This is a genomic window from Pseudomonas syringae (genome assembly GCF_021605415.1).
In the GTDB taxonomy this organism is placed as follows: Bacteria; Pseudomonadota; Gammaproteobacteria; order Pseudomonadales; family Pseudomonadaceae; genus Aquipseudomonas; species Aquipseudomonas syringae_S.
Map to the genome: position 1 here is coordinate 1 of NZ_WKEQ01000007.1, position 15,312 is coordinate 15,312.

Annotated in this window: 8 protein-coding genes; 1 reads left to right on the forward strand and 7 read right to left on the reverse strand. The window is 51.8% G+C overall.

Annotated elements, in window-relative coordinates:
* On the reverse strand, window positions 1-1,381 hold a 1,381-nt coding region (locus tag GIW69_RS06565; protein WP_236481325.1), incomplete at its 3' end, for an NERD domain-containing protein/DEAD/DEAH box helicase.
* A gap of 339 nt (window positions 1,382-1,720) precedes the next feature.
* On the opposite strand from GIW69_RS06565, the gene GIW69_RS06570 reads away from it, so the two are divergent.
* Window positions 1,721-2,023 carry a hypothetical protein gene (locus tag GIW69_RS06570; RefSeq protein WP_236481326.1) on the forward strand — a complete coding sequence of 101 codons (303 nt, stop codon included), beginning with the start codon at window positions 1,721-1,723 and terminating at the stop codon, window positions 2,021-2,023.
* Window positions 2,024-2,104: 81 nt separating this feature from the next.
* On the opposite strand, the gene GIW69_RS06575 is transcribed toward GIW69_RS06570, so the two are convergent.
* Genes GIW69_RS06575 through GIW69_RS06600 form a run of 6 tightly spaced genes read right to left on the reverse strand, consistent with a single transcriptional unit; the run spans window position 2,105 to window position 15,211 of the window.
* Window positions 2,105-4,945 (reverse strand): DUF499 family protein, encoded by a 2,841-nt coding sequence (locus GIW69_RS06575; RefSeq protein WP_236481327.1) that lies wholly within the window; start codon window positions 4,943-4,945, stop codon window positions 2,105-2,107.
* On the reverse strand, window positions 4,942-6,660 hold the full coding sequence (locus GIW69_RS06580; protein WP_236481328.1) for a GmrSD restriction endonuclease domain-containing protein: 1,719 nt from the start codon (window positions 6,658-6,660) through the stop codon (window positions 4,942-4,944). Before GIW69_RS06580 ends, GIW69_RS06575 begins: the two co-directional genes overlap by 4 nt.
* Window positions 6,661-6,675: 15 nt before the next feature.
* Window positions 6,676-9,585, reverse strand: coding sequence for a DUF8807 domain-containing protein (locus tag GIW69_RS06585; RefSeq protein WP_236481329.1), 2,910 nt, complete (start codon window positions 9,583-9,585; stop codon window positions 6,676-6,678).
* Between the two features lie 19 nt (window positions 9,586-9,604).
* Window positions 9,605-10,243, reverse strand: coding sequence for a retron Ec78 anti-phage system effector HNH endonuclease PtuB (gene ptuB / locus GIW69_RS06590; RefSeq protein WP_236481330.1), 639 nt, complete (start codon window positions 10,241-10,243; stop codon window positions 9,605-9,607).
* Window positions 10,244-10,247: 4 nt separating this feature from the next.
* Window positions 10,248-11,678, reverse strand: a complete 1,431-nt coding sequence (locus tag GIW69_RS06595) for an AAA family ATPase (RefSeq protein ID WP_236481331.1) — start codon at window positions 11,676-11,678, stop codon at window positions 10,248-10,250.
* Entirely contained in the window at window positions 11,675-15,211 is a 3,537-nt protein-coding gene (locus GIW69_RS06600) for a helicase-related protein (RefSeq protein WP_236481332.1), read from the reverse strand. The genes GIW69_RS06595 and GIW69_RS06600 overlap by 4 nt, the downstream gene beginning before the upstream one ends.
* Between the last annotated feature and the right edge of the window lie 101 nt (window positions 15,212-15,312).

Sequence of the window (15,312 nt, forward strand, 5' to 3'; positions counted from 1 at the left end):
GATCAATGTCATACTTTATTAAAAGATATTGTTCCTGAAATTTTTTTGAAACAAGCGTCAATTTCGAGTCAGCAGAGGATCTAAAAGACCTAGTAAGCCTCTCCCAACGACCAAACCCCTGAACCAGGGCCGGATTTTTACTACTTAAGTCACGACCATATATATTCTGGCTATCATCACCAAATAAAACCATTTCGCCATCTTCATCTAAAAAATACCTCCGAATTATTTTAATCCACTGCTGCTCGTAGTCTTGCACCTCATCGATCAATATAGTTTTGTACTTATAGATCCTCTCATCATGATTTTGAAATAAATCCTCATTTGAAAACAGATCATCGAAGTACTTCGACCACAGCTCTTTTCCCTGTGGCGGCTGTATCAAAAGCCCACACTTATTCATCTCCAAGGCAATCAGAGAATGATAATTGGAGATGTTAAATGCCCCCCATGAGAACCCCTCCCTGACATTACTTATCTTATCGCGAATATAGCTCTTTAATGTCTTGTTGAACGTTAAAATAAGTACATTCTCATCGTGTCTCTTGTGCGCGTTTACTGCTCTTTTCGCCAGTATGGTTGTTTTTCCAGAGCCAGCCACTCCTTTCATCTTTTGAAAGCCTGGCTGGCTGATTGAGAGCCTGGACTGCAGGGAACTGTAAGCTATGTCAATTCCTTGCTCCATAACATGATAGGGCGGTTTGAGGTAGCGCTTCAGTTCATCATAGGCTTCGTCTAAAAACAGCAGATTTTCAGTTTTTATTTCATTAAGTAACTTTGAAAGGCTGTCCCTATTAATGAACATCCCTCTGTCTCGACTGATCTGCCTTGACTTATTTGTCAGATAGTCCATTTTTTTGTCGTACTGCACATCTTGAACCTCATTGTTTTTATATTGGTAGTTCAAGGCTTTCTTTTTTTCGGCCAACTCAACTTCGGCAGAAGCATATATATTTGATATTTCTTTTTTGGTGGCATTGTGAAAGTAAACAAATGTTTTTATTGTACTGTAAAATCTTTTATCGAGTGCGTACCTTTCGGCTAAGCTACTCACATGCAGGTTAAATATATTGTTTTTGTAGCCAAATGCTTGTTGCGCAGGGGATCTGATGAATTGATTACTGCTGTTCACTCTCCACTTATTATCCGCATCTACATGGTACGCAGACAAGTTCCAATCTTTCACCTCGATGATTAAAGCCCCACACTTTTTTCTCATTACGATAATATCAGGCATATCACCGTTCAAAAAAGGCTGGAAGTAAACTTCATATTCAAACCCGAGATTTGCAGACAAATACTCTAGAATATGCAACTCTCCCTCTGTGGGCTTGACCTTTAATCGATGTATATTTTCAAAATCAGGGTAGACCTCGGCCATTTTTGTGTTCGCCATTCCATTTTTTCGGTTAAGAGGCTGAGTTTGCAGCTCATCTTCCTCGGTTTTACATTTAACTAATCTATACAATCCACTGGCGTGAACAGTGTGTGGTACGCAGGGGCTCTTTATGCAGGCGCGACCTCGAGATTACGTCAATTGCAAACAAGGCGTCTGCCTTACCGGGGTCGAAGACCTCTCCCGCACCCTGCGCTATACCAAAACCCTGGGTTCTGGTTGAACGAGCGGGAGGGTTGGGGGGATGCACTGATCCATCCAGCTATAGGCATGGAAAACAAAAATAGGCAAAATCTCCGCCCACCCAATCACTGCAAACCTCCTATGAAACTCCTCAACACCTACGAAGAACGCGATGAAGCCGAAGATGCTGAGCAGAAGCTGACCGGAGATCGCCGCTTGGCTAGCGAGCGCGACGCCACCGTGGTCATCTACAATCTGTTCGGAATCCCTAGCTGGGGTAATTTCCATCGCCTGGGCATGTATAATCTGAGTGAGTTGAAAGCCCTGCTTGATCGCCGCACAGGTTGGCTGCCTGCGGATCAGGCACGTCATGCTGAGATGCTCGCCACACTGCAAACAGTAGCCAAAAATTACTCTATCGCAGTGCCTGCACACTGGCTGTAACCACAAGGCAACAGCACGGGTAGAAAGAAGCCCTGAAGCTTTTAGCAATCAGGGCTTCCATACAGCGAGCTAAATGCTTACCTACTCAAACTCCGCCGACTTGAACTTCAGTACGCTGCAATTCTCTTTGATGGCGCGTTGAAGCCCATCATCGAAGCCGGCCTTGCTAGTGGCTTGGATCTCGATAGAAATCTTCACGTCCACTCCAAGCTTGGCAGTGAACTGCTGAATAACCTCATCCACAAGCACGGCAAACTCCATTTTCGCCTTCACAGGATCTAGGTCAGCTGAGGCATAAAACTGCGTCACCAAGGCCTTCTGAATCTCAGCTATTGGGTCTGCCCGACCGCCACCTGAGCTTTTAGTTTCTTCTGTGACTCCGCCACTCCCACCAGATCCTGAGGTGTCAGGCGTCACATTCACAACTTGCTCACGCTTAGCCCGTTCGGCGTCTTCCTTAGCTCGCAACGCATCGGCGTAAGCGCTGGCAGTTGCAGGTTCAATCAGCAGATGCGAGGCATCCAAGAACACTGACGATGTCCTGCCGAAGACAAAGCCCAAGTAACGCTCACCATCCTTGCCCTGAGCAATGGCAAAGAAATCAAGGCTTTCCACACCCGTGCTGAGCGTGCGGATAAACACAGTGTCATCACGCAAGCGCGGTAGATACAGATAGCAGCAGGTCTTCTGGAAGACATCCAACGCCCCGACGTCCTTGGCATCCTCCTTCCAGAACCAGCTCTTCAGCATGTTCGCGAGATGGTAGGGCGCCCATTCGGTAATCAGCAGCTCGTTGTCCTTGAGCAGTCGCTCGATTTCCGTGGACAGGTTGGCTGCCCCAGCATTAATCGGGAAGTGTTCCCACTGCACATCCGACAAACCCTTACCAGGCAAGGGTGTCTGCATGGGCGCCAGCAACCACTTGTAGGTTTCCCGGATCATCCGCTTCAGGCCATCGCGCGCCTGCTCGGAATTGGCTGTGGCATTCTTCGCCATGAGGTTGTCGAGGGTGATGCGGTTTTCTTTGTAATCGTTGACGATGGATTCCCACGCCAGCAGCGAGCGCACCTGATCCTTCAGGCGACTGACGCTATCGCTATCGGCGGCAAGGAACACCAACCGATTCTGTTTCTGACGGGGCTGCTCGCCACGACTCTTCAGAATTTCAGCGGCCTTGCCAATAGCCTGACTCGGCCCGCTCTTGCTGTAACCGTAATCGGGTGCCAGCACCACTAACCGCAGTTGATAGTCATCTGGCACGTCCACACTGTCAGTGAACACATGGACGCCACCAAACACGCCACTGGCAAAGCTCTCCTGCACACGCTTACGGATAGCAGGAAAAACATCTTCCTTATCCTTGAAGCGTTTTTTGCGATCTTCCATTTCGCGACGCAGATTAGGTCGAGTATCGAACCAGTAACGGTTATTGGCGTTGTTCAGGTAGTGAAGTTTGTCTATCAGGCTGCGTAACGCATCCTTGAACAACCCCACCTGCTGACCAGGCTGCGCTGTGCCAAGCAGAATTCGCTCCAGCTCAATACCCCGCACCATCTGATTGGCAGTGGTCGGTGCGCTACCCAGGAATATCGTGCGCGCAGCGCGACGGCATGCCTGCACTCCGCCAAGTCGAGCATTGTGGTTTTCAATCGTTGTAGTTTCTGCGCGAGGGCCATCGATGTCGCGCTCGACCACTGGATCCCAGCCGGCAGGCAGATAATAGGTGATCTCGTTGCGCGAATCCGTATCGGCCAATGGCAAGCTACCGGGCATGATCAATGGATCATTGTTGCCGTCCTTCCACAGGCTGAAGATTACTTTGGCCATCAACTTCAGCACGCCACGGGTGCGCTGGAAGTTCTCCAATGACGACCAGTCCTCATACAGACGGTCGAAGACCTCGGGGTGGATCGGGTAAGCATGCAGCAAGCGCTCGTAGTAGCGACCTTCTTGGGTTTCCGCCGGGAAATCATTACCATTGGCGATGTAATAATCGGCAAAGCTGCGGCACACAGCCTCAGCCGCCAACTTGTCGCTGATATTACTGAACAAGCGGCGTCTAACGATCTCGAAAGCCTCCTCGGTGCCCACCGGCTTCCACAGGGCCTGTACGCGGCCAAAGTAGTGCGACAGCGCTTCCAGCGCGCGCACGCCACGCTGGCTACCGGCTTCTTTTTCCGACTCAGGTAGCGAGGCTAGCATCACCGCTGTTGGCACGGCCTTCAGCGCCTCGGTCAGCGCTTGGATGAAACTCAAGTTGCTGTCGAAACTACCGCCCGTCAGAGTTTTACCTTCCTCAAACTGGCGAACGTAGGCCACCAATTCGTCGATCAAAATCACGCAAGGGGCATAACGCTCCAGCAAGTTCTCCAGCACCGTTTTGCCCGGCGAAGTGCCCGACAGGTCAGCCTCAGCCACCAGTGCATAACCCTCTTCACCGCCCAACTGCCAGGCCAGATTGCCCCACAACGTGTGAACGCTGATTGAGCCATGCTTAACCGGCTGGTTGGGTGATGCCTGGATACCATCGAGTACAGCAATACGTGCAGGTGCCAGCTCAGTGACCCCGGCGCGATTAAGAATATCGCCAATACCCTGCATCTCACTGGCGGGCACCTTGCCGCTGGCCAAGTGATAGACCGCCAGCATGGTATGAGTCTTACCGCCACCGAAAGCGGTTTGCAGCTGAATGACTGGATCGCCGCCCTTGCCGGAAAGACGCTTGACCACCGAGTCCAGCAACAGCTTCATGCCTTCAGTGATAAAGGTGCGCTCGAAGAACAGCGTTGGGTTCTGATATTCGGCTGTCGCAGTACCGGTATGCACGCGAGTGATGTCGGCGGCAAATTCAGCTTGAATAAAGGTGCCGCTACGCACGTCTTCATGAGGTTCGGCGATCACGCGCCAAGGTTTGAGGCTCATACATGGGCTCCCTGAGCTGTACGCAGCATATAGCTGAACTTGTCCTGAATGAGTTGCTTGCGAGCCTGGATAAAAGCCTCGTAATTGTCGAGTTGCCAGAGAGCTTCATCTGTGGGTATCAAGTGCATATCTAAATACTGCGCATGCTCTTCGTCGCTGTTGAACCGGCCTCGTTCAAACCATTCATGTGGAGGAATTGCACACTTGCCGTTAAAACCGTTTTCATCGGCTGTTAGCAACATACAGTTGGCGATCTGATCCCGCTGCTCTGCGCGGTAATGCAGAATATTGCGATTACCGCTATCTGGATTGATGTCCTTGACTGACTTCAACAAGCTTTGCGGAAAGATATGATCGACTTGAGGGCCATTGGCCCCTAACGCGGGTGTGTAGTTGAAGTCGCGATACCACAGGTTGAAAAACAGGTGCAATGAACGCGACCCGTAATACTGTTTGAAGATAACTTCAGGGGTGATTTCTAAACTGCGGCCATCTGCTCGAATCACACCAAATACTTCACTGGTGATGAAGTCATTCTGCTCTTGGATGTTACGTACCAGCTTATCGATGAGCTGGTCAGGGTTACCGCCAAAGGCACCACTAACAAGCGAACGCAGTAAGTATTCTGCAAGCCCAGACTTAGCCTTGAATTTTTCAGGGTACTGATAGCGGAAATAGATAAGCGGAATTAGTGCTAGATAAGAGGGCAGGGCCTTGTCGCTGCGGATATAGGTCTTGGTAACCACCAGGTCACGAACATCCTTGATCGCATCAGCGATCACCTGCCACTGGACAATTATCTCATCTTTGGTTTTGCCATCGCGGAACTTCTCTACCTCATAGCGTGCGCCCTTGTTCAAAACAGTCAGACAGCACTTGAGTACAAAGTCACGATCAAAATCGAACCCACCTTGATTAAGATCTTCCAGTAGGGACTCGATCTCGCCATCAGCCTCATCCCAACTAGAGGTCAACAGCGAAAACAGCAAATCCGACTTGCCCAGCTTGGTGCCGCCAGAGTTAGCACGAATGAAAATCTCGACGATGTCATCCACCCGATAGGCATCTGGGTTATCGATCCCATCCAGCTCTTGGAAAGTGATGTTGTCATCATTAACGAACTCTTTGCGTACCCGCCCAACATTAAGCTGCAAAGTGATTTGCTCATCCGTCGTCAGCTCGCTAGGAGCTAGTTTGGCCAGTTCCTGCACGATCTGAAGGTCGAGTTTGTTGTTGATAAACACCATTTCCTTAAAGCGTACCCAAGGCCAGATAGCACTGCCTTTTTCCTTAAAGGCAAAACGAAAACGAATATCTTCGGGCGCCGCCATATCACCGCCACTGAGCACGTCGAAATACAGCTCTCGACCACTGTAGCTGCCTTTTAGACCGATGAACAAGCTTTGCAGGCGCTGCTGGCCATCCAGCACCATCAGCTTCGAGCGGGTGTTATCGGGCACCCGATAATCAGTCAATTTGATATCGCGATGATAGTTGTCAATGAACTTGCGGTGCTTGACCTCTTCACGGGTTTTCCACACTAGCAGGGTACTGATGGGGTACTCACGCATGATGGAGTCGAACAGACGGCTGAGCTGCTCCTCACCCCAGACGAAGGGCCGCTGGATATTGGGCAACCAAAATCCCCCGCCCTCGGACTCTGAGTCATTGAGGTAAGAAACGATTTTTCGGATCGACAGCTTCTTGTTTTGCATAATCTAATTCCTTGATCAGATATCCATCTGGCCTTGAGCACCGACGTGGCCGGTTTCATGGGAGGCTTGTTCGATGCCGATCCATGCGCCTTGCAGTTCGTTGTAGGCACGGGCTTCTTCGGCCCAGCCTTGGCGTTCGCACAAAGTGTAAAGACGATAGGTGAGGGCAATAAGACCAGCCGTTTTGTCGGGCATACGTGCCAACAAGGCTCCGGCAGCGGATTCACCGTCCTGATTGAGTGCTCGAATAAGCTGATGCAACGCTTCCCAAACCGGCACACGGTTGTCGTTTTCCGGTGACCATTCACTTGGCATTTCGACCCACTTGAGCAGACGCAGATCGCCACCGCCGCTTTCCACTACACCAGCCCCAACCAGGCCTCCAACGCTAGTACCCTTGGCACGGGCTAGTACATCTCCGTCGCCGTATTTGCCTTCAGCCCAGCCATGCTGTTCAAACCAAGCGAGACAGAACTGAGTATCGTGGTCGAAGTCATCCTCGCCCAAGAAGCGGTTAATTAATTGCAAGGCACTACGCACGCTCATCACCGAACCATCGGCTTCGAGTACTGCACTGTATTTGCTGAATACTTCCATGCCTGGGCCGATGATGGCTTGCGACAAGTCCACAGGGGCTACCGGCGAATTGACGCCACCACGGGTCATATCTAGCAAAGCCTCAGGAAGTTTTGTGTTGAGTTCGCGAATAAACTCGCGGCGAGAAATAGTCGGCGCATCAATTTCACGCTTACGGCAAACTAAGACGATGCTGGAAGCCAAGGCGTTTGAGCCGGAGCCGATCATGCGATTACTTAACTCCGTTCGCATCGGCCAAGTTCCAGTCAGGGCGAAACCTGCCTTAAGTACCGCAGCCAAGAAAGTTTCCCAGCCTGTGCTGTGAGTTCCTGCATCGCCTTTGGTTTCTGCCTGTTTGAAGGCGTAATAAATGGTCACCGGAAAAGCGGGGTGGGCTTGTAAAGCTAGGTTATGCATGGCTGCTGTCATGCCACCGAGAAAAAACGCCTCCGCCTTTTCCTTACTGCCATGGCGATACGTTGTGGCTACCAACTCTTCAGCCTTAGGCACTGCCAAGGTGCTATAGAGATCAGGAAAAATAGACCTGAGCGAGCGTCGTAGCCAGACGTAGAAGAAATCAGATAAATCTGCATAACCTATATTGTCGTAATAGGGTGGATCAGTAGAAATAACCTTGTGTAAGCTTATTTTTTGAGTTTGTGCGTCTGCTTGAGAAGCTACGGGTCGTCCTTGAGCGCCCAGGACGGCAATTCCCTCGATACTTTCTGCTGTCCAACTGACTGCACCACTAAAACTACCAGTACCAGTTAACAGCGTATTCAACTCGGCAAAATCCCAAGTCATTGGAATTGACTGTCGAGCGAATGTATTTCTAGTTGAGTCGCGCTCGGTGAACCATGTGCAAATAGTTGAGCCTCTATCTGCCAATTTATTTAATGCAAACGCCAAATAAACCCCAACGGCCTCGGCATATGCCTTAGCACCACTCCCGCCTTGCCCCAGCTCCAACCCATCATCGGCCATCCCAGCTTTAAGCGCATCTTCGTGAACGCGACCAATAGCTTGTTGCATCAAGTCGGAGAAGGTGGTTAACGCAACTAGCTGCCGTGACGTAAAAAGATCGCCATATACATCTAGTCCATAATTGGAGACATTAACTCGGCACTTGCCATGTAACGGTGTTTCAGGCCTCCAATCAGGCCGTGCTTCGCGAGCGCTAGCTTCCTGATGAGCTGTCGGAGAAAGGTAGATACGCCCACGACTACCTTCCGCAACAATAGCCATCAATTGCTGCCCCATACGACCAGCGGTACCTTCGGTGCGGATATATTTGTAATCTATCGGCACACCAGAAAGTAGGCAGTAGAAGCCCCCGCGCTTGCCAGCCGCCGTGCCACTTTTCGCAGATTCTGGCGGTGTTCCCACCTTGACGCTAAAGCGATAACTATCGCCCTCTATGATCGGAGCGACATACGACTCCTTGCCCGCCTTGCTAGAAACAATAAAAACTGAGGCCAGAGGTACTTCTCGATGGCTAAACGCCGGATTGGGGCTACGTACGGTTCGCGCCCATAGCCAAGCAACCACTGTAAGCTTTTCGCCCAAGTAGGACTTAAGGTCAGGACGCTCGGCGACCATATCAGCCGTCACTTCAATCGGTGGATATAGATGACTAATCCTCTGCTGTGCTTGCTCACGCATCCAAGCACCGTAGCGCCGTACATCCTCAGCCAGCCCCCTTGCCCCCGACCAGTCCTCGAAAGCGTCTTTGGTAGCTTTCTTCTTGCTGCCGTTGTTGGCGGCAATTTCCGGCCCAACCGGTTCACGTCCGGAAAACTTGGGCGGAATCTCGATCATCGCCTTGTTGATCGTTACCGCCACAGGATTTAGATCAGAAGCGTAACTCTCCAAACCGAGGCGTTGCGCCTCCAGCGGTATTGCGCCACCACCAGCAAAGGGATCATGGAAGCCCGGTAGCTGTTCCGGATTGAACAGCTCTGCCGCCTGCGGATGGCTCTTGTTCAGCTCACAGGTTTCACGCCAGCTTTTTCTAATTTCCGCCCGAGCCCGCTCAAGCACCTCTTCGTTGTTTGTATTTTCCCAAATCACCAGATCTTCAATGATTGTGAACAGCCGCTCGCGCTCAGCCGCAGCCTTCTCTTTATTCACGCCACGTCGAAAACCATCACGTTGTTCATAACCTGGATCGTTGACCATCTGCGCAAAAATAACGGCCCGCGCTGCCGCCAAAGGCCGACGCGCCCACCATAAATGCAGGGTGCTAGGGTGGCCATGACGAATCGACTTTTCTCGAGCGCAAGCTGCGTTAATAGCATCAAGCGGCAGAGCGACTTCGATGAGCTTTTTCGGGGATTTGATCGGGTACATGGAAACTTCCTGAGTGCCATTAGCCGACAAGGGCATGGCGAATGGCAGTAGCGAAAGGTAGATGGGCAGTAGCTTGCAGTTCGCGTTCCAACCACTGCTGCCATTGGGTTTCGTTGTGAGGGTCGAGTTCGGCCAACTCACTTATATCTTCAACAGTTTTCAGGTGGCCGAGGACAGCGGCACGACGTCTTTGACGCAAAGCGCCATGCTGGGCTGCGAGGTTTAAAATACGCAGCGTTTCCTCGGCACGCTGTTTGCGCGCAGCATCCAAATCGGCTCGCGGGGTTATGCTGCCGTCGCTGACGAAAATGAAATAGTCATCCGCATCATCCACGTCTGGCTTGAGAAGATTGCCTAGGTTATAGGCTCCACAGCTGTCCTTGTGCTTGCCGCAGGAGTCCTCGCGATTGCAGGAACCAAATAGATTCGACCAGAGAAACGTGACTGCGGCGTCGCGGCCTTTTTGTCGAAAGTGCTCGATGTGCCGGTTGCCATCGCCAATTTCACCTTCGCAATAGGCACAGCGCCCACCTTGCATGACTTCCAGCTCACGCCAAATTCCTAGTTTATCGTCATGAGTCACTGCACTCCAATTATCGCGACCGTGCCGGTAGTGAACCAGACAAACCGGTGCGGCACCGCGTTGCAGTTTATGCACGGAGCTATTCCTTATGCCCAGAGTCGCTGACTGGACGCTGCGGCAGCTTACGCTTGAACGCTTGTAGGCGAATCAACCGCTGGCATTCGAGCATAAGTGGGTGTTGCGCCCCAAAATGCAGGTCGAGCTGCGCTCTAAGCGCTAAACCTTGCTCGCTATCATGCAGGTCTTGCTGGATTAGCGCCTTATACCCACTTAGCTGATGGGCCTGCTCGATATCGGGCACGGGGTCGATGCCCATGACTTCGGCAAGTACATCGGAGCTGGCGACGCCCAGAGTCTGCTGGGTAACCGGCTTGATTGCGATTCGGCTCTGTCCAGTTTCTTCATCCTGCTCCGTGGCCAACACCCGGATACATTCGGCAGGCACACTGGTCAGCACTTGAGGGCTATGAGTGGTGACGATGAACTGTACCCGAGGGAATGCCTCTTGCAACTGCCCTAATATCAGCTGCTGCCAACGGGGGTGCAGGTGCATATCTACTTCATCGATCAGCACGACCCCGGTGGTTTCCTGGGCTGCTTTAAGCCCTAGATGGGGATTAAGCTTGATGCAGCGGTAAGCGATATCGCCAATCATAGCCAGTACGCTGCGGACGCCGTCGCTAAGCAGATCAACCTTCAGGACGCCGTTCTGATCATGATGCAGAATCAGCGACTTCTCTTGGCTAACGCTGTGCTCGAGTGTGTGCCAGCCAGTGGTTGGCTGTAAAAAGCTATCTATGGCTTGTTGCACAACCTGAATGCGCTCATGTGCGACTCCCAAGTCATCCTGTAATACACGGCTTTCAAGTTGCTTTATTTGCTGCTCACGATAGCTCTGAAAGGCCCAGGTAAACCACTCCTTGAAATGTTTGAAGGAAGACGCTGGATCTAGGCAATTAAGGTAGGCAAAGGTTCGTACATAGAAGTCAATAGCCTTTGTGTCATCCTTACCTTTCAGTTGTTTTTGCGACCACAAGCGACCCGTGCCGTAATAGCCAAACACAGGTAAGTCGAGAGTAGGCCTCGCAGGATCTCGAATCTGCTCCTGAATAGCACCGGCGAACTGTTTCATAAAGCTAGTTGCACCGTCGTCCTTGGTCTTAGTGGCTCTAGCTTCGCTTTCCCGAAAACGGATCCATGTTTTCTCTTGGCCAGCGCCAAAGTCTCCGGTCATCGACACGCGAGCGGGCAGCTGGCGCGCCATGTCATCGGCGCTCAGCCTCAGCAGACGTACATCGTTAATGGCAATAGCGTTGCTAGGATCGTTGAAGGCGCTGTGTGCAAGGTCGAAGCGACTGACGTAGGGCCACAATGCAATACGAATTGCATCAAGCAGAGTTGATTTACCTTGACCATTTTCTGCCACCAACACTGTGAGTTTAGGGTGTAGCTCTAACTCCAACTCGGCGAAGCAGCGAAAGTTCTCCAAACGCAACTTGCTCAGTTTCACAGACTCGCCTCCGGTTTGATCGCACGGGCCAGCAGCTCTTGCAGGTCGTAATTGACGCTGGCCACGCCGAACTCAGGTTCGGTTTTGAAGGGGTGCTTGATGTAGTGGGGGCCGTCTACCTGATCACCATCGACAAGAACAATTGCCAAGATGTATTTTTCGCCTTGGTTGAAGCTGGAGAATATTTCGTTCTTGGTAACGGTAACCGTGGTCGAGCCTTTGACCCGACCCTTTACCTCGATATGGCGATCATCTTTGATGCTGCCGTCGCCCAACACTGCGGGGCGAGCAGTAATGTCCCAGCCACACTTATCCGCAGATACATCCTTGATCGTGTGACCCAACGCTTGCTCGGCGGCAATGACTGCATGCATGGCGGCCCATTCAATACGCGAGCGGGCTTCAGCGTCGGCGCAGAACGCGCTGTCGCCTTTACGTTGAGCCAGCAAGCCCGCAGGAATGATTAAAGCGCCACCCAAAACAACCGGGGTGCTGGATACCACGTTTTTCATGGCCTCCAGTTCATGCTTACGCTGGCTGAGGCGAGCGGTGAGTTCATCAACCCGGCGACGGGCATTTTCCGGCTGCATGCGCGGCTGCTTGCCCGCACTGACATCGTCACTCAGTTTGATGAAGCGATCCGACCAGTAGTTGATTTCTTTAACCAGTCGCTCATTAACCGCCGACAGGATCTTGTCCGCCTGACGCTCAAGGCGAAATTTAACCTCTTGATAGTGCTCTGGAACCAGATGCTCTGAAGCATGGTTGAGAGCCATGGCTTCGAGGTTCTGAGTAATCCAGGGAGCATTCAGCACATCACCGACTAGCTGCAAATCTCCTTCATCTATCGGCTGTAGATCGAGGTGCGGAGCCCAACCTGCATGAGTTGCATTACCGTGTTGATCAATTTCGACGAATTGCAGGCGGCGAGATACAACTTTGCTTTGTGCGCCGCCTTGTGGCGGGTTTTCTCGCACGCTGTGATCAACCATGAACAAGACTTTAGGGCTGGTGCTGTCGTCATTCGGATCAACCATCACCGCGCCCTGTTTGAGCTTGGTGCGATGGGCCGAAAGAATCAGATCGGTGCTCGCCATCATCAACGGGTGGCCAGGATGAATCAGGTCGGCCATGGCCTTGCCGTGCAGACGAACATGCTGCTTTTCAAAGCAGATGCGTTCGTACTGTTTGAGCACTGGAGTACGTGTCTCACCAATAACTCTGTCACGCTCGCGCAGGGCCGCTGGCACATGACGAATTTCATAGCGACCGGTTTCCCGTGGGCGCATTTCACCACCCAACGTGGTGAAAGCCTCGGTGAAAAAGGCGCGGATGAAGTAAGGCTGAAGCTTGCGTGCTTCGGCCTTTTCCATCTCTTCTTTGACCGCATAGAGGTCGGTCAGGCTCATGTGCTGCTCGACCAAGGCGTTGCGACTGAGAATTTCTTTTAGATGCTCAGTATCCAGCGCACCCTCAATCACTTGGGTAAGCTTGGCGCGCACTTCAGGCGAATCACCATAGCGAATGGCTTGAATCAGCAGCTCTTTGAGCGAGACGTTATCAAAAGCCTCGCCAAGCACATCAAACACTTTACCGCCGAGGGCTTTCTTTTCGATTTCGAGTTTGTCGAATAGCTTCTGGAAAACTTCGCCTTCACGGGTTTCATTGGCGACGATATTCCATAGATGACAAACCTCGGTCTGACCGATGCGGTGAATACGACCAAAGCGCTGTTCGAGGCGGTTGGGGTTCCACGGCAGGTCATAGTTGACCATAAGGTTAGCGTTCTGCAAGTTAACGCCTTCGCCGGCTGCGTCCGTGGCAATCAACACCTGTACGTTGGGATTATTGCGGAACTCTTCCTGCACTTGGCGCCTAGCATCACGATTAGTGCCGCCGTGAATGGTGACCACCGCCTCGGGCTGGCCAAGCATGGAACCGATGCGCTCGATCAAATAATTCAGTGTGTCGCGATGCTCGGTAAAGATGATCAGCTTGCGCCGCGTACGATTGCTGGTGAACATCTCAGGGGCGTCTTGCAGTAAGCAGGAAAGCTCTTCCCACTTTTTGTCACTGCGCGACTCAACCAGTAACTGCGCCTGACGAGCGAGGTGAGCCAAGATACAAATCTCAGCTTCTAGTTCGGGAATAGTCTCGGCAGCTGTGGCCTGATCGACCAGCTGCTCAGCGTAAATCTCGTACTCTTCAGCGCTAAGCTCATCTTCGAGATCGTCGATGTTGTCAGGGACGTCGATCTGTTTTTTGACCAGGGACTCGCCCATCGGCGAGTTAATACTCTGCCCACGAGCCATAAGCTTGGCTTCGTCTAGACGCGCTTCAAGCCGCTTGCGCCGGCGATGCAGCGACTGGTAAATGGCTGCAGGGCTAGACGCTAGGCGGCGTTGCAATTGAGTAAGTGCGAAGCCAACGTTGTTTTTGTGCTTACCGTCGAGACGATCTGCACGGTTCATTTCGTTGCGAACATAGTCAGTAACGTCGTGATACAGCGCAGCTTCAAGGTCTGATAGTTGGTAGTTTGCGGTATAGGCAAAGCGTTCAGGGAATAGCTTAGTGCCGTCAAACTTGTACAAGTCCTCCTTAACCATGCGGCGCATCATGTCGGAAACATCGACCTTGTGTGCGCCCTCGCGGAACTTGCCGTAAAAACGGTCGCCATCGAGAAGCGACAGCCAGATCTGAAAATCTTCTTCTTTGCCGTTATGCGGCGTGGCCGTCATCAACAAAAAATGACGCGTGATGGAGCCCAGAAGCTCGCCAAGTTCGAAGCGCTTGGTCTTGTTGACTTTGTTGCCGAAGTAATTGGCAGAAAGCTTATGTGCCTCATCGACGATGATTAGATCCCACTCCGTATTCTTGAGCTTCTGCTGATAGTCCTCATTGCGAGACAGTTGGTCGAGGCGGGCAATTAGTAAATTACTTTCTTCGAAGTAATTACCAGAGGCGCATTGTTCCTGCTTCTCACGGCTGAACACCTCAAACTTAACGCCGAACTTCTCTAGCAGTTCATCCTGCCATTGTTCAGTTAGCGAGCCAGGCGAAACCACAAGAATACGTCGAGCATCCGCACGCATCAGTAGCTCGCGAATCAACAGACCAGCCATGATGGTCTTACCAGCACCAGGATCATCTGCCAGAACGAAACGTAGCGGTTGGCGAGGGAGCATGGACTCGTAAACAGCAGATATCTGGTGCGGTAGCGGATCGACGTTAGAAGTATGAACCGCCATCATCGGATCGAATAAATACGCCAACTGGATGCGCCAGGCTTCGAGAGCGAGTTTGAAGTCAGCACCCGGTGCATCAAACGCCCAAGGTTTGCCTGCCTGCGCAAGCTCAAGACGCAGCTCATCCGAACGAAACAACATCTGCTCGCCTAGGCGGCCCTGACTATCCTTGAAATAGACGGTGATGGCGTTGTCGCCAACAGGCTCAATGGTGACGATACGCACGATTTCGTTGGTCTGAATACCACTTACTTGTGCGTCTTTTTTGATGTCTTCGAGCTTTAGCATCGGCAATCCTTTCAACGTCCATGCATTCAGGGCCAGGCTGTTCGTCCCCGCAAGTTCTGGAATTTTAACAGTTGTCCGCTAACCGTATGTTTTTTCTCATC